At 58.9% G+C, this 16262-nt stretch carries 13 protein-coding genes and 2 tRNA genes; 7 read left to right on the forward strand and 8 right to left on the reverse strand.

The genetic code is table 11. The annotated features are described in order from the left end of the window. Positions 1–187: 187 nt before the first annotated feature. From GUY40_RS12730 to GUY40_RS12745, 4 genes are all read right to left on the reverse strand, one after another. On the reverse strand, positions 188–1480 hold the full coding sequence (locus GUY40_RS12730) for a virulence factor family protein (protein WP_166569299.1): 1293 nt from the start codon (positions 1478–1480) through the stop codon (positions 188–190). Then, complete coding sequence (mprF, locus tag GUY40_RS12735) at positions 1480–4122, reverse strand: bifunctional lysylphosphatidylglycerol flippase/synthetase MprF (RefSeq protein ID WP_166569300.1); 2643 nt, start codon at positions 4120–4122, stop codon at positions 1480–1482. The genes GUY40_RS12730 and mprF overlap by 1 nt, the downstream gene beginning before the upstream one ends. A gap of 228 nt (positions 4123–4350) precedes the next feature. Continuing rightward, positions 4351–4427 (reverse strand) — tRNA-Met (locus tag GUY40_RS12740). 134 nt (positions 4428–4561) lie between these two features. Further along, positions 4562–4638, reverse strand: a tRNA-Met gene (locus GUY40_RS12745). Positions 4639–4896: 258 nt separating this feature from the next. On the opposite strand from GUY40_RS12745, the gene dinB reads away from it, so the two are divergent. Then, the gene (gene dinB, locus GUY40_RS12750; RefSeq protein ID WP_166569301.1) at positions 4897–5958 is read left to right on the forward strand and encodes a DNA polymerase IV; all 1062 of its coding nucleotides are present in this window, start codon (positions 4897–4899) and stop codon (positions 5956–5958) included. A gap of 39 nt (positions 5959–5997) precedes the next feature. On the opposite strand, the gene GUY40_RS12755 is transcribed toward dinB, so the two are convergent. From GUY40_RS12755 to GUY40_RS12765, 3 genes are all read right to left on the reverse strand, one after another. Continuing rightward, positions 5998–6948, reverse strand: coding sequence for a hypothetical protein (locus GUY40_RS12755; protein ID WP_166569302.1), 951 nt, complete (start codon positions 6946–6948; stop codon positions 5998–6000). An 18-nt stretch (positions 6949–6966) separates the two neighbouring features. Continuing rightward, positions 6967–8682, reverse strand: coding sequence for a proline--tRNA ligase (locus GUY40_RS12760; protein ID WP_166569303.1), 1716 nt, complete (start codon positions 8680–8682; stop codon positions 6967–6969). 180 nt (positions 8683–8862) lie between these two features. After that, on the reverse strand, positions 8863–10137 hold the full coding sequence (locus tag GUY40_RS12765; RefSeq protein ID WP_166569304.1) for an OprD family porin: 1275 nt from the start codon (positions 10135–10137) through the stop codon (positions 8863–8865). A 934-nt stretch (positions 10138–11071) separates the two neighbouring features. Here GUY40_RS12765 and GUY40_RS12770 point away from each other — a divergent pair. Then, positions 11072–11503, forward strand: coding sequence for an HIT domain-containing protein (locus GUY40_RS12770; RefSeq protein WP_166569305.1), 432 nt, complete (start codon positions 11072–11074; stop codon positions 11501–11503). A 3-nt stretch (positions 11504–11506) separates the two neighbouring features. Then, on the forward strand, positions 11507–11713 hold the full coding sequence (locus GUY40_RS12775; RefSeq protein ID WP_166569306.1) for a SlyX family protein: 207 nt from the start codon (positions 11507–11509) through the stop codon (positions 11711–11713). 70 nt (positions 11714–11783) lie between these two features. On the opposite strand, the gene GUY40_RS28565 is transcribed toward GUY40_RS12775, so the two are convergent. Beyond that, entirely contained in the window at positions 11784–12392 is a 609-nt protein-coding gene (locus GUY40_RS28565) for a cold-shock protein (RefSeq protein ID WP_166569307.1), read from the reverse strand. A 351-nt stretch (positions 12393–12743) separates the two neighbouring features. On the opposite strand from GUY40_RS28565, the gene GUY40_RS12785 reads away from it, so the two are divergent. The 4 genes from GUY40_RS12785 to aspS all read left to right on the forward strand — a co-directional run bounded on the left by GUY40_RS12785 (position 12744) and on the right by aspS (position 16166). Then, a complete protein-coding gene (locus tag GUY40_RS12785; protein ID WP_166569308.1) occupies positions 12744–13217 on the forward strand; it encodes a Dps family protein in 474 nt (157 codons plus the stop codon). Positions 13218–13597: 380 nt separating this feature from the next. Next, positions 13598–13927 (forward strand): ribbon-helix-helix domain-containing protein, encoded by a 330-nt coding sequence (locus tag GUY40_RS12790; protein ID WP_166569309.1) that lies wholly within the window; start codon positions 13598–13600, stop codon positions 13925–13927. A gap of 145 nt (positions 13928–14072) precedes the next feature. After that, positions 14073–14294 carry an FmdB family zinc ribbon protein gene (locus tag GUY40_RS12795; RefSeq protein WP_166569310.1) on the forward strand — a complete coding sequence of 74 codons (222 nt, stop codon included), beginning with the start codon at positions 14073–14075 and terminating at the stop codon, positions 14292–14294. 96 nt (positions 14295–14390) lie between these two features. Continuing rightward, positions 14391–16166, forward strand: coding sequence for an aspartate--tRNA ligase (gene aspS / locus GUY40_RS12800; RefSeq protein WP_166569311.1), 1776 nt, complete (start codon positions 14391–14393; stop codon positions 16164–16166). The last annotated feature ends 96 nt before the right edge of the window (positions 16167–16262 follow it).

Consider the following 16262-nt stretch of genomic DNA (forward strand, 5'->3'; position numbering starts at 1 on the left):
CGCGATGGGCTGCGCAGCGGCCCCGGCGATTCTGAAATCATCTGCACTTGCTGGCTCAATCGCAGATGCCAATGGCCTCAGGGGCCGCTGCGCGGCCCATCGCGGCCAGGTCCGCTCCTACACTGGCATTGGGGCTTGCCGGGACGCCGCACCGCCGCGATGAAGACCTTAAGGTTGTGGCGAGGCCTTAGTCCTTGGCCACTTCAGTCTTTCCCTGGCGTTTCTCAATGCCGTCGATCATGCGCTTGGCCAGTGCCGGGTAGTCTTCATCGAAGTGATGGCCACCGGGCAATTTCAGTTTTTCGCCTACCGCGGTGGTGTCGGTGCAGCCGCTTTCGTCGGTCTCTTCTTCGCCGTAGACACACAGTACCTTGGCGCCCGGCATTTTCGCCATTTCAGGGCCGGTCGGTGCTTCCTTGCCGGCGTTGCCCAGCCAGCCTTGCACTTCAATCTCGAAGCTGCCACTGCGGGCGAAGGCCAGCAGAACCACGGCATCGACGCGCTCTTGCGCATCGGCGGGCAGGCGGTTGTAGATGGCCGGCAGCACGTCGGCGCCGAAGGAATAGCCGGCCAGCACGAAGCGCCTGGTGCCCCATTTTTGCCGGTAGTGATGCATCAGCTCCACCAGGTCGGCGGCGCTTTCTTCCGGCGTCTTGTGCTGCCAGTAGTAGCGCAGGGTGTCGATGCCGACGACCGGATAGCCCAGTTTCGCCATTTCACCGGCCACGTCACGATCCAGATCACGCCAGCCGCCGTCGCCCGACAGGAACAGGGTCACGGTGTCGGTGGTTTGTCCGGCCGGCACTTCGACCACCGGGATCTTCACTGCATCGCCCTGTTCGCCCACCAGCAGCTTGTTCAGTTGGGATTGCAGGACCTGGGGCAGATGGATGTCGTAGTCGCTGATGCTGGTTTCGGCATTTGGCTGATCGCGGACAAAGGCTGCGCTCGGGTCGTCCGGGTTGTCGTTCCAGGCAACGGTCCAGTGGCCGTGGGCGGCGGATTTGGGCAGTGCGGTGGTGCAACCGGGTTGTTCGAGGCTGAAACCGACCGAGACGGCCTGGGCCTTGTCGTCGTTCTGGTTGGCGAGCCAGTTCCAGGCCTGCGCCGCACCCGGGCCAATGCCGGCCACGATGGTAGCGGGACCGTCCAGTTGCTTGAGGGCGCCTTGCAGGGCTTGCTGCTGCAGGGTGCAGTCATCCTTGGGCAGGATCACCTGAACGATCTGTGCCGAACCGCTTTGGCTCAGGTTCAACAGTTGCTTGGGGTTAAGGGCGTCTTCGGCCGGTACGGCCAGGGCTACCCGTGCCTTGATCCTGGTGCCCGGCACGACGCGCGTCATTGCGCTGCCGTCCGCTTGTGTCAGGGTTTGCAAAGAGGCCGGCGGGGCAGGGCGGGTCCAGACCCAAAAGGCAGCGCCGCAGGACAGCAACAGCACGATCACTGTTGCCAGTAAATGTCGCCAGTAGCGTTGAATCATCAGCGTTTCACCAATCCAGTCAGGCCGCCTGCAATCAGCGCGGCAGTGTCGGCGAGCGCCACCAGCGGATCGAGTCCGGCGGGCACTGCCATATAACGGGGTTCCCAGTCAGGCTGGAATTTGTCTTTGAAGCGGCGCAAGCCCTGGAAGTTATAGAGCTGTTCGCCGCGGCGGAACACCATCGAACCCAATCGCTGGGTAATCGGTGCGCCGCGCCGGGGTTGCAGGCCTGAAAGTGGCACCATGCCCAGACTGAAGCGTGCATATCCATGGTTTTTATAATGCTGGATCAAAGCGACCATCATGAACTCCATGGTCAGCTTCGGCGCCTCGGGGTGAGCGCGCATCAGGTCGAGGCTGGCCAGTTCATGGCTGTGGGTCTCGAGCAGGTTGGCGAACGCCACGGGGCGGCCTTCGAAACGGATAATCGCAATGCGGAAATGCTGCAGGTATTCGGGGCTGAACCTGCCGAGCGAGAAGCCTTTTTCACGCACATTCTTGCCGGTCAGCCAGGCATCGGAAATCACTTTGAGCTCATCGAGCGGCGCCTGGTCGGGTTCGTGGATCTCCAGGCTCAGGCCGTCGCGCTCACCCCGGTTCCAGGTGTAGCGCAGGTCTTTCATCTCCTTGCCCTTGGCTTCAAGGTCAAAGCGCTTGAGATCCACCCGGGCTTCCTCGCCCAGCTTGATCGCGGTCAGGCCAATATCCATGTAGAACGGCAGGTTTTCCGCGCGAACCTGGTAGAACACCGGGCGGGCATGATGGATGTCGCACAGGTCGCGGAACTGCCAGATCATCTCGGCCCGTTGCTGTGCCGGTCCGATCGGGTCGTACAGGGCCACCAGGCTGCGGCCACGGCGGGCATACATCAGGTAGGCATTGTCATCGGGGTGAAACAGCAGCGCCTTGTCACCGGTCAGTGCCAGGCCACCGTCGGGCTGGTCCGAAGCCATCAGCACTTTGACCGCTTTATCCAGCTCGTCCTGGTTCGGCAGGTGGATGACCGGGCGTGCCGTGCGCAGCAGCCACGTCAGCGAAACGATCACCAGCAGCACCGCGCTGCCCAAGGCGGAGCGCAAACCGCGAGGGGCATCCGCATCGAGGGTGAACTGCCACCACAACTGATGGCTGTAAGGCACATCCTGATAGGCAAACAGCAGCAGCCAGATCGAGGCCCCAACCACGCAGGCACTGGCCACCAGATAGATCGGCGAGAAGGGCAGCTCCATCAACCGGCTGGGGCGATAGAACGAGCGGCGGAAGACAGCCAGCAGGCACGCGGTCAATGTCAGCAGGCTGGCTTCTTCCCAGTCGAAGCCCTTGAGCAGTGACAGCAGCGCGCCGGCGAGCAGCAGTACGGTGGTGAGGATCCAGGCGGCCGACAGGCGCCGACGCAGGCCTTGGGCCAGCAGTAGGCACAGCACGCCGATCAGGCTGGCACCAAAGTGCGAGGCATCGATCAGCCGATGCGGAATCAGAAAGCCCAAGTGCTCCAGGCGTGTGTCGATTTCGGGGGTTACCCCGGAAAACAGCAGCACCACGCCAGACAGAAAGACCAGCACCGCTAGTACCGGTGCTGCAAGCCCCGAGGCCACGCGAATGGCTTGGCGGGCGAACAGAAAGCGCTTGGCTTCATTACCCAGCAGGATGATGCAAGCCAGCAGCAGTGGCAGCAGCACATAAAAGAGGCGATAGAGCAGCAGGGCGGCGGCCAGCGGCGCGGCGCCCAGTTGATTGGCGAAGGCGGCCAGCAGGATCGCCTCGAACACACCCACGCCACCGGGGACATGGCTGAGTACGCCTGCGGCCAGGGCCAGCAGATAGACCAGCAAGAAGGTCGCGAAAGGTGGGGTTTCGGGCAGCAGCAAATACAGGACAGTGGCTGCCGCCGCGACGTCAAGCGCGGTGATCACCAGCTGCAGCAGGGTCAGGCGCAGACCCGGCAGGCGCAGCGTGCGGCGGCCGATCTTGACCAGCAGGTTATCGGCCAGCGGTTGTTCCGGCAGGCGTCGGCGGTAGATGCCATAGCCCAGCAGGACGCTCAGGGCCAGTACGGCAACGGACACGCCGGCCAACAATGCTGGCGCGATGCCCAAGGCGGTCGAGGCGGCTTGCAAGTCGCTCAAGGTGGCAAGCGCGGCCAACGGTGGCAAGGCGCAACCCAGCGAGAGGCTGGCGAACAGCGTCATGCGTGCGACTTCGCCGGCACCGACGCCATGGCGCGCATACAGGCGGTAACGAACCGAGCCGCCGGAAAGCAACGACAGGCCAATGGCGTTGCCGATGGCAAATGCGGTAAAGCCGCCCATGGCGAGTGTCCTGGGCGCCAGTTGAACATTGGCATAACGGCTGGCCGACCATTCGTAACCCAGCAGGATCACAAAGCCTGCGACAGCTGCTGCAAACGCGCCTGCGAGCGAAGGCAGCGGGACGTTGAGCAGTGAGTCGTGCAGGGCGTAGATGTCCAGCTCGCTGAGCATGTGTCGACAGGCAATCAGGGCGATGCCAAACAACAGCAGGGTCACGGCCAGCCCGATAGGCTGGCGATACTGGCTCAGCAGTTCCAGCCAGCGCAGGCGCTTGGGGTTCAGGGAGGGTGGGGCAGTCACGGGAGCTTCTGCATCAGGCAATTGCGAGCGCATCAATAACCTCTGGGATTGTGCGCCCAAGGATGGAAACATCCAGCCACGTTACCAATCCCTCTGAAAAAATGATTCCGGATGTTACCTGCATGGTGATAGCTAGGCGATGGCAGGCGGTCTCCATGGAAAAATATTCATAAAGCCGCAAGTCTTGGCTGGAAAGCCTAGGTGAGTTTTTTCGACACAACGAAAAAAGGCCACTTTTTCAAGTGGCCTTTCTCGTATAACTGGTTGCGGGAGCCGGATTTGAACCGACGACCTTCGGGTTATGAGCCCGACGAGCTACCAGACTGCTCCATCCCGCGTCTGTGGGGCGTATTCTATAGACATCGAATGCCATGTCAATGATTAATAACGAAATTGAATAAATTAATCGCTGGCGGTCATATAGCGCGCAACGAAAAAAGGCCACTTTTTCAAGTGGCCTTTCTCGTATAACTGGTTGCGGGAGCCGGATTTGAACCGACGACCTTCGGGTTATGAGCCCGACGAGCTACCAGACTGCTCCATCCCGCGTCTGTGTGGTCGAATTCTACAGCGTTCAGCGCTTGTGTCAAATGCTAATTTCGAGAAATTCTTTTTTGTTCAGATGCTTAGCGACGTCTTGTTGCCCGGCAAGACAGGTGCGCCGGGCCTTTCAGGGCAGATAGGTGGTTTTTGTGCGGTCGAATTTATTCGCTGCTTGCAGAGAAAACCCGCTGCGTTGCTGTAAGCCGGGTAGGGGGCGATGAGATACTGCGTCAGATTTCTCTTCTATATATGCCACGGCCAGCCATGACCCAACGCAAAATCATTCATGTCGACTGCGATTGCTTCTACGCGGCTATCGAAATGCGTGACAACCCAACGCTTGCCGGCCGGCCCATGGCGGTGGGTGGGTCGGCGGATCGGCGCGGGGTGATTGCGACTTGTAATTACGAGGCGAGGGCGTTCGGGGTTCGCTCCGCGATGGCGTCCGGCCATGCGCTCAAACTGTGCCCGGACTTGTTGATCGTCAAGCCGAGGATGGACGTCTATAAAGAGGTCTCTCGGGAAATCCAGGGCATCTTTCGTGATTACACCGACCTGATCGAGCCGCTGTCGTTGGATGAGGCGTATCTGGACGTCTCCCAGAGCCCCCACTTTTCCGGTAGCGCCACCCGCATTGCCGAAGATATCCGGCGAAAGGTCGCCCAGCGACTGCACATCACCGTCTCGGCGGGCGTGGCGCCCAATAAATTCCTGGCCAAGATTGCCAGTGACTGGCGCAAGCCCAATGGGCTTTTCGTCATCACGCCGAACGAGGTCGAGGACTTTGTGGCGACCTTGCCCGTGAGCAAGCTTCATGGCGTCGGTAAGGTAACTGCCGACAAGCTGGGTCGTCTGGGTATTTTGACCTGCAGCGATTTGCGCGACTGGGCCAAACTGGCGTTGGTGCGGGAGTTTGGCAGCTTTGGCGAGCGGCTCTGGAGCCTGGCGCGCGGAATCGATGATCGCCCGGTGCAGAACGATAACCGTCGCCAGTCCGTCAGCGTCGAGAACACCTATGACACCGATTTGCCTGACCTTGCCAGTTGCCTTGCGAGGTTGCCTGAGTTGATGGCGTCGCTGGTTGGGCGAATGGCGCGTATCGATGACAGTTATCGTCCAGGCAAGCCTTTCGTCAAAGTGAAGTTCCATGACTTTACCCAGACAACACTGGAGCAGGCGGGAGCAGGGCGTGATCTTGAGAGCTATCAGCAGTTGTTGACCCAGGCGTTTGCGCGGGGCGACAAGCCGGTTCGCTTGCTGGGGATTGGCGTGCGTTTGCAGGATCTGCGCGGGGCTCATGAACAACTGGAGTTGTTCGAGCGATAGATCAGCCTGCACTGCGATCACGGTACAGGCTGTTCAGTTTCAGGCGCCGGGGTCGGCAACCAGTCGACCGGCGTTCTTGGTCAGCGACTTGAGAAACTCCTGTTGAAGTTCCGGGTCGTTGCGAGTCAGCTCGATCAGGCTCTGTTCCAGTTCGCTGGCTTCTTCTTCCATTCCCAGTTCAGACAGGCGCTTGACCCGGTGAACCCATTGGCCGACATCGTCGTCTTCCAGGTCATCGAAAATCAGCGCATGCGCTTCGACCAGCTTGCTGCGCAGTTGGCCGCTCAAGAGCAGGCTGGCATCGGCGTGGGTCGTCTCGTCTTCATCGTTGATACGCAAGTGCAATGTGCCAACGCGGGTCAGGTCCTGTTCCGAGAACGGGCTGTCCAGCAGGTTCAAGCGCAGTACCCCGTTGCGATCGGTGCTCAACTCGTAAGTCTTCTTGCCAGCCTGGACTTCAACCGGGCGCTCGCTCCACGGCAGGCTGGTGTATTCGCGACGTTTGTCCCGTTGGGTTTCATCGATACCGGCCAGGTTTTGCTGGGCGCGACCATTGGACTGCGCGTTCATGAACGGGTTGAGCCCGGCAAAGCCATAGCCCAGCCAGTCACGGGTGATGCTGTCAGGCAGGGTGCCAAGCGCCAACACGTTGACCACGTTGGCGCCGATACCGGCCACCACCGCGACCGCACCCAGCGGAATCTCGTAGATTTCCCGCCAGGCCTGGTAGGGGGTGTAGCGATCGTAGTGTCGGGTGACTTCGAACTCGGTCACTTCGAAGGTTTTCTGTTCGTGAATTCGAACCCGGCGCTGCGGCAGCTCAAGGACCTTGGGCTCACCAACATCGATCTGCAGGCTATGGTCGAGCAGTTTGCGCTCGACACGGTCCTCGTGCTCGCTGCGCTGGGACATCTGGTTGGCACAACCGCCCAGAAGCATGGCGCCGCACAGTACGACGCCCCCGAGGTGAATGCTACTTCGCTTGAACATGATTGCTCTTGATAGTAATCAGCGACGAATACGGGCTTGCAGGAACGACAGTACCTCGGCGATCGGCACGGCGTGCGCTTCGCCTTCGGTACGGCTCTTGTATTCAAGATTGCCTTCGGCCAGGGTGCGATCGCTGACAACGATGCGATGCGGGATACCGATCAGTTCCATGTCGGCGAACTTGATGCCAGGGCTGGTCTTCTTGTCACGGTCATCCAGCAGGACTTCGAAGCCGGCAGCCGTCAGTTCTGCATAGAGCTTGTCAGTGGCTTCGCGAACCACGTCGGTCTCGTAGCGCAGAGGAACCAGAGCGATCTGGAACGGTGCAAGGGTGTCGCTCCAGATAATGCCACCTTCGTCGTAATTCTGTTCGATGGCCGCGGCAACGACGCGCGAGACACCAATGCCGTAGCAACCCATGGTCAGGGTAACCGGCTTGCCGTTCTCGCCCAGCACCTGGCACTTCATTGCTTCGCTGTACTTGGTGCCCAACTGGAAGATGTGGCCGACTTCAATGCCGCGCTTGATGACCAGCGTGCCCTGGCCGTCCGGGCTCGGGTCACCTTCGACCACGTTACGCAGGTCGGCAACGGCCGGAACCGGCAGGTCGCGCTCCCAGTTGACGCCGAAGTAGTGCTTGTCGTCGATGTTGGCGCCAATGGCGAAGTCGCTCATCAGTTCAACGGAACGGTCGATGATGCATGGCAGTGGCAGGTTCAGCGGGCCAAGGGAGCCTGCGCCAGCACCGATGGCGGTGCGCAGTTCGGCTTCGGAGGCCATGACCAGCGGGTTGGCAACTTGTTCCAGGTTGGCGGCCTTGATTTCGTTTAGTTCGTGGTCGCCACGAATGATCAGGGCGATCAGCTTGCCTTCTTCGGCAGCGTGCACGACCAGGGTCTTGATGGTTTTCTCGATCGGCAGACCGTAGCCTTCCACCAACTGGGCAATGGTCTTGGCGTCAGGCGTATCGATCAGACGCAGCTCTTCAGTGGCGGCGGGGCGCGAAGTTTCACGTGGCAGCGCTTCGGCTTTCTCGATGTTGGCGGCGTAGTCGGAGGTATCGCTGAAAGCGATGTCGTCTTCACCGGAGTCGGCCAGTACGTGGAACTCGTGGGAGCCGGTACCGCCGATGGAACCGGTGTCGGCCTGGACGGGGCGGAAATTCAGGCCCAGGCGGCTGAACACGTTGCAGTACGCCTGGTGCATGCGGTCATAGGTGACTTGCAGGGATGCCTGGTCAACGTGGAAGGAATAGGCATCCTTCATGATGAACTCGCGTCCGCGCATCAGACCGAAGCGTGGGCGAATTTCGTCACGGAATTTGGTCTGGATCTGGTACATGTTGATGGGCAGCTGCTTGTAGCTGTTCAGCTCGTTGCGCGCCAGATCAGTGATGACTTCTTCGTGGGTAGGGCCAGCGCAGAAATCGCGGTCGTGGCGATCCTTCATGCGCAGCAGTTCCGGGCCGTACTGCTCCCAGCGGCCGGACTCCTGCCAGAGTTCGGCAGGCTGGATGCCAGGCATCAATACTTCAAGGGCTCCGGCGGCGTTCATTTCTTCGCGAACGACAGCCTCTACCTTGCGCATCACCCGAAGGCCCATCGGCAGCCAGGTGTAAAGACCGGATGCAAGTTTACGGATCATGCCTGCCCGCAGCATGAGCTGGTGGCTGATGACGACCGCGTCGGAAGGGGTTTCTTTCTGAGTGGCGAGCAAATATTGACTGGTGCGCATGGTTGGCCGTTGTCGGTTGCTGAAGACTGAAATGACCCGGCATTGTACGGTGGTGATCCGGTTGCGTACAGGCGTGCGCGGGCTTGCGGTGCCCCAACGCGTCAGCTCATTTCCCTTATATAAAGGAAAAGCCCGGCAGAGCCGGGCTTTTCAGGGTGTTGCGACGCACTGATTTCCGTATTACAGGATGTTCAGTGGGTACTGAGCGATCAGGCGCAGTTCGTCGATCGAAGGCGAGCCGTAGTAAACGCCATCGGACGAGCGGTAGGTCGCTTGACGAATGCGCAGGCTCAGGTCCTTGGCAGGGCCTTCCTGGAAGACGTATTTGGCTTCGATATCGCGTTCCCATTCCTTACCGTTGTCGGTGCCGGCAACGTGTGCGTCGGTACCTTTGACATAGCGAGTCATGAAGCTCAGGCCAGGAATGCCGAAGCTTGCCATGTTCAGGTCATAACGAACCTGGTACGACTTCTCGTTTTCAGCGTTGAAGTCGGAACGAGCGATGGAGTTGGCCAGGAAGATGGTGCCGCCGCCGTCTACGCCATAACCGTAGTCGCCGTCGCCTTGCACTTTCTGGTAAGCCAGGGTGAAGGTGTGAGCGGTCAGGAAGGTATAGGCTGCCGACAGGCTGTACGCGTTGTTGTCCAGCTCGTCGCCGTCGAACGCCGCGTAGTTGGTAGTGCCATCGCTCTTGGTGTTGTAGAGGTTGAAGTCAAACACCAGGCCAGTACCTTCACCCAGAGGCAGGGCGTAGTTGACGTTGGTATACCACTTTTTCCAGAAGTCTTCGGTTTCTGCGTAGTACAGGCTGGCGCTCAGGCTGTCGGTGATGGCGTAGGTGCCACCGACGAAGTCAGTCTTGGTCAGGCCCAGGCTGTCATGGAAGGTCTGATTTTGAGCGTTGATCGCGGTGAAGTGACCGGCGTTCAGCTCCAGGCCATTGATTTCCTTGCTGTTCAGCGACACGCCTTCAGCAACTTCTGGCAGCAGGCGGCTGTCGTCAGTGGCGAAAACAGGCACGGTGGTGTACTGGTCGCCGGCCTTCAGGACGGTGTCGGAGATACGCATTTTGACCGCGCCGCCAGCTTCGGAGTACTCGTCTTGCGAGCGGCCGTCGGAACCAGTGGGGAACAGGCCAGTGCCGTTGCGGCCGCGACCGCTGTCCAGTTTCACGCCCAGCAGGCCGATGGCGTCAACGCCGAAGCCTACGGTGCCTTGGGTAAAGCCGGATTGGTATAGAGCGTTGAAGCCCAGGCCGGTTTCGCGAGTGTAGCTCCGCGAACCAGGTGCGTTGTTGCGGAAGTCGCGGCTGAAATAAAGCGCACGGGTAGTGACGTTGAAGGTGCTGTCGTCAACAAAGCCCTTCGATTCGGACTGGCTGGAGGCGCTAGCCATTTGAGTGCCGGTTGCTGCAGCTACGGCGAGGGCGATCATGCTCCACTTCATCACGCGCATCGTGATTTGCTCCTTTGGTTTTTTAGGAAGAGTACTGCCGTCCCACCTGTGTTTTTATCTGGGCGGCTCTTTCTTTTTGTGTCGGCGCAAACTTATATCACGCTGACCAATGTTGGCGATACTTGCAAAACAATCCTTTCAGCTTCTTTGCGACCATGTCGCAAAAAGTTGTGTCCATGTCGCAAATTCGACCAGGCGGAGCCGGGCCGTTAAAACGCCAGCGCTGTTTTCAAAGGTTTAAGCATAGAAAAAGTCGATCTAGGCCCTCACTGAAAACTCCATGGTCACCCCATACCGCTGTTGTTATTTGTCGCAGTTCGCCGTGTCCAAACGGGTCTTGCCGACTATGGGTGTATCAATGCAACAACCGTGCACAAAAGGTCGCACGGTTCACAAAATTTTCACTTTTGATCGTGTTTTCTGACAAAACCCCCGAAAACATTGGGGCCTAAGAACTTTTTGTTTGCTCTTGACGACAGTCCGGCGATAAGGCTGGCTGGGCGCTGGCGGCTTGAGCGTTACCTTCTCGAACACTGATTTGGGTAGTTGGCGGATGGCTGGCGGGGTCGTCGAGCGGTTTCAGCCTTGTTTTGGTGCAAAAAAGTAGCGTTCAGGCTGCTTTTTTCGGCGGCCGGTTACACTCCGCCCGCTCTAGTACCTGTCTTTTGCGTCAAGTTGCACTGGTTTGGGGCTTGGGAGGGGAGTGCAGGTGTACGGCTGAAAGTGACCAGGCAGTCACCTGGAGGTTGGTTGGCGTGCTCTTTTTGCCGTGCGCGAGGGCATCGCCGGGACGAGGTTGGCGCGGCCCTTTGATTTTTTCCCTGGATGCGTGCTTGCAAGTGCCAGTCGCTGCGTTCGCGGGTATCCTGAGTTACGCGCAGTAGCCCTCAGGGGTTGAACGCTGCTTATTTATTTGCTGTTCGGGAGATTTTCGGTGTTCGTACTCGATTCGCGCCTTCAACAAGATACCTTGCCACTCGGGGACTTCCCCCTCTGTCAGTTGCTGTTGTCCCGGGATGCGAACTACCCCTGGTTTATTCTTGTGCCTCGCCTGGCCGGTGTCAGCGAAGTGTTCCAGCTTAATGGCGCGGACCAGTTGCAGTTGTGGAAAGAGACTACAGTGTTGGCTGAAATCCTGAAGGATGAGTTCAGTGCTGACAAGATGAACGTCGCAACCCTGGGGAATGTAGTCAGCCAGTTACATATGCATGTAATAGTACGAAAGCGCGACGATATTGCCTGGCCGGACCCTGTTTGGGGGCGTCATCCAGCGGTGCCATATTCGGATGAGCAGGTTGTCGCCATTCGTGAGCGGCTGAGGCCGCTGCTCAGCGGGGTTGAGGACTTCAAGTTCGTGGAGGGTTGAATCATGAGTCTGGAAGCGCGCGTCACAGAGCTGGAAAGTCGCCTGGCGTTTCAGGACGACACCCTGCAAACGCTCAACGATGTACTTGTCGAGCAGCAACGGCTGGTTGATCGTCTGCAGCTGCAAATGGCAGCGTTGATCAAGCGTCACGAGGAAATGCAGGGTCAGTTTCAGATCGAAGGAGAGGATGTGCCACCGCCGCATTATTAACGCGCAGGGGAGCGCCTTTCGTTGCCGCATGAAAAAGCCCGCGAGCTGCGGGCTTTTTCATGCGGTGGGATCAGCGCCGAGGAGCGGCGGCGATCACATCTTCAGCTTGCAGGCCCTTGTCCCGGTTCATGACCGAAAACTCGACGCGCTGGCCTTCGACCAGGACCCGGTGGCCCTCGCCGCGAATGGCGCGGAAGTGGACAAAAATGTCATCGCCCGAATCCCGGGAGATAAAGCCAAAGCCTTTGGAGGTGTTGAACCACTTCACGGTGCCCGTATCGCGCTTGCTCATGTCGTAGTCGGTCGACGACGCCGGGCTGATGCGTGGGCGAGGGTTGTACAGGCTGACAAACACGTGCAGCAGGGTTGCGGCTACGGCGCACAGCAGGCTGAAGAGGATTGCCGGTTGCCCGCCAATTTCCGGGCGTGCAAGCAGCGTCAGGGTCTGCAGTACAACGGCCAGGATCAGCAGGATGCTGGCAAGGCTTTGCAGGTGGCGACGCGCGCCGCGGCTGGCATATTGCGTCATGGGGGCGAGGGTCAGGTTGAGCAGGCCAAACAAGGCCAGGTAAAGCGCATCGGGTTCTTGCAGGTAAGGGATTGCTTCGGTTCGCAAGCTAGGGATAAAGGACAACAGCAAGGCTGCTGCACCCGTCAGGAGGTGGACGATTTTTAACATTTTGAATGACTCACGTTAGGCGGATCACAGGAACAGCTGAATTCACGTCGCGCGCTTATATAAAGGAGGTGCACGCTGCGTGAGAGAAAAAGTCAGCCTATGCCACGCCTGCCGTGAAAAGCCGCAGTCGTGGCACGCTGTCTATTTAACAGCAAACTGGATAGCGACTCAAATCAGCCGCTTGAACGGTCGACTCAGGGTGTTCGGGCTCATGTCGCCAGCGCTGACCGGCATCAGGTCTGGGGTCAGTCGTCAGGTCTTTCCACCTCCCGCCTTGCTGCGTCGGGCGCCAAGTCTTGATAGAGTGAGGCGGTTAACGCGTGGTAAAACCATCCGAGACAGGAGTTGAATATGGCTATTGATATCGGTATCAGCGAAGAAGACCGCAAATCGATCGTGGAAGGTTTGTCCCGTCTGTTGTCAGACACTTATGTGCTTTACCTCAAAACGCACAATTTTCACTGGAATGTCAGTGGGCCAATGTTTCGCACGCTGCATCTGATGTTTGAAGAGCAGTACAACGAACTGGCCCTGGCCGTTGACTCCATTGCCGAGCGTATTCGTGCATTGGGCTTTCCGGCACCGGGCACTTATTCCACCTATGCCCGTCTTTCTTCGATCAAGGAAGAGGAGGGTGTTCCGTCTGCTGAAAATATGATCAAGCAGTTGGTTCAAGGTCAAGAGGCCGTTGTGCGCACCGCTCGCGGGATTTTTCCATTGCTCGATAAAGTAAGCGATGAGCCTACCGCGGATCTGCTGACCCAGCGCATGCAAGTTCACGAAAAAACCGCGTGGATGCTGCGCTCCTTGCTGGAAAATAAATAAAGCGTTCCGGCACGGCGCCGCTCGGGTGCCGGCATGACGAATGCGAGGCCCAGCCCTTGGTTTCAGGGGCTGGGCCTTTGTCGTTTGTGTCGGGTCGATAATGCTTGCGTCGGCTGTTTGTCGTTCAGGTTTATCCGGGCGGCATGGGGTAAACAGTTAGTTGGAGCACTGTCGGGGCTGGCTTATTTATGTGTCTTCTGGTTGTTTTTTCCGGGTTTGAACAAGGGTGAAGAAGTCGCGTGTGTTTTGTGGATGCATCCTACGCGTATCAATAGGCCTATCTGCTGGCTGCACCGAATGGCCTACGGTTTTATAACGGGGTGTCGTGCAGGTTAAGTGAAATGCCTTTTTGAATAGTTTGCCAAAGGAATGGTGTAATTATGTCTCGCGCATTTGAACGTGTTGTGAGTGCAGCAGGACGGCTGCACAAGGCGGGTATCGACCCTTTTGAGGAAGATTTCAATATGGGGCTGGCCTTGCCGCGCTCAAAGTCGGTCAGGTTGAATGGTTTTGCAACCTGCCTGCGATTGGAAGCGGTCTATTGGAAAATCCTGGAGAGTATTGCCGGGGCGAACAATTGTTCGGTCAATGCGATTCTTTCGTATGTCGACCGCGAGGTGCACCTGCGCTATGGCGGGGTCAAGAACTTCAGTGGGCTTATCCGGGTCGTCTGTGTGGTGCACCTGCTCAATCCTGCCAAGGCCTCGTGAAGCCTTGCGGTCATGCCGGTGAGAGTAGCGGGGGGACGAGCAGTTGCGGCATACGGCTGCACAGCCCCCCTGAACCATATATAATCTCGCTTTTTGCCGTCAGGCGCGGTTTGCGCCGTGGCGTTCAGGTTGTCGAGACACGCCCATGCCCATGTATGACTATCAGTGTGCTTCCTGCAATCACCAGCTCGAAGCCATTCAAAAAATCAGCGACGCGCCACTGACCGACTGCCCGGCCTGTCAGGCGCCGGAGCTTAAAAAGCTGCTGTCCATGCCAGGCTTTCGTCTGGGCGGCACCGGCTGGTACGAAACCGACTTCAAAACCGGGGCCAAAAAGAACCTGGCTGGCGGCGACAAGTCCGATTGAGTTGAACTGCACCCTTTGGGTCTTGCACTATAAGCCCCTTTGCGGCCAGCACGGCCTCCACCGAATATTCGAATCACGAGAAGCGAAACCACCATCATGATGCGCAGCCATTATTGCGGCCAACTGAACGAGAGCCTGGACGGTCAGGAAATTACCCTTTGCGGATGGGTTCATCGTCGCCGCGACCACGGCGGGGTCATTTTCCTCGATATCCGTGACCGTGAAGGCATGGCCCAGGTTGTTTTCGACCCGGATCGCGCAGAGTCCTTTGCTGCCGCTGACCGTGTTCGCAGCGAATACGTGGTCAAGATCACCGGTAAGGTCCGTCCTCGCCCGGCTGGCGCGGTCAATGCCAACATGGCCTCGGGTGCCATTGAGGTGCTGGGCTACGAGCTGACGGTATTGAACGAAGCCGAAACCCCACCGTTCCCGCTCAACGAATACTCCGACGTGGGCGAAGAAACCCGCCTGCGCTATCGCTTCATCGACCTGCGTCGCCCGGAAATGGCTGAAAAGCTGCGCTTGCGTTCGCGCATGACCACCAGCATTCGTCGTTACCTCGACGAAAACGGCTTCCTGGACGTCGAAACACCTATCCTGACCCGGGCCACCCCGGAAGGCGCGCGTGACTACCTGGTGCCAAGCCGTACCCACGCTGGCAGCTTCTTCGCACTGCCGCAATCGCCACAGCTGTTCAAGCAGTTGCTGATGGTTGCCGGTTTTGATCGCTACTACCAGATCGCCAAGTGCTTCCGCGACGAAGACCTGCGTGCAGACCGCCAGCCGGAATTCACTCAGATCGACATCGAAACCAGCTTCCTGAACGAATCCGAAATCATGGGCCTGACCGAAGGCATGATTCGCAAGCTGTTCAAGGAAGTGCTGGACCTGGAATTCGGCGATTTCCCGCACATGACCTGGGACGAAGCGATGCGTCGCTACGGCTCGGACAAGCCGGACCTGCGTATCCCGCTGGAGCTGGTTGACGTTGCCGACCAGTTGCAGGCTGTCGAATTCAAGGTGTTCAGCGGCCCGGCCAACGACCCGAAAAGCCGTGTTGCGGCACTGCGTGTACCGGGCGGGGCAAGCATGCCGCGCAGCCGGATCGACGACTACACCAAGTTCGTCGGCATCTACGGCGCCAAGGGCCTGGCATACATCAAGGTCAACGAGCGCGCCAAGGGCGTTGAAGGCCTGCAGTCGCCAATCGTCAAGAACATCCCTGAAGCCAACCTGAACGTGATCCTCGATCGCGTCGGTGCGGTCGACGGTGACATCGTGTTCTTCGGTGCCGACAAGGCCAAGATCGTCAGCGAGGCGCTGGGCGCCCTGCGGATCAAGGTGGGTCACGACTTCAATCTGCTGACGACCGAATGGGCGCCACTGTGGGTTGTCGACTTCCCGATGTTCGAAGTGAACGACGACGGCAGCTTCACCGCCTTGCACCACCCGTTCACCGCGCCGAAGTGCTCGCCGCAAGACCTGGTAGCCAACCCGGCCACCGCTTTGTCCCGTGCTTACGACATGGTTCTGAACGGTACCGAGCTGGGTGGCGGTTCCATCCGTATCCACCGCAAGGAAATGCAACAGGCGGTCTTCCGTCTGCTGGGTATCGAGGCGGAGGAACAGGAAGAGAAGTTCGGCTTCCTGCTCGACGCGCTGAAATACGGGGCTCCACCGCACGGCGGTCTGGCCTTCGGTCTGGATCGTCTGGTCATGCTGATGACCGGCGCCCAGTCGATTCGTGAAGTGATCGCCTTCCCGAAAACCCAGAGCGCTGCCTGCGTCATGACTCAGGCGCCAGGCTTGGTGGACGGCAAGGCATTGCGCGAACTGCACATTCGTTTGCGCGAGCAACCCAAGGCCGAATAAGGCAGAACGAGGCGCACCCCGGTGCGCCTTTCTGTTTGTCGGTCCCTTGGTTGCCCCGTCGCTACGGCGGGGCAGGGCAGTGATTGAAAAAAGAAT

It is taken from the genome of Pseudomonas sp. R5(2019) (assembly GCF_009905435.1).
GTDB lineage: Bacteria > Pseudomonadota > Gammaproteobacteria > Pseudomonadales > Pseudomonadaceae > Aquipseudomonas.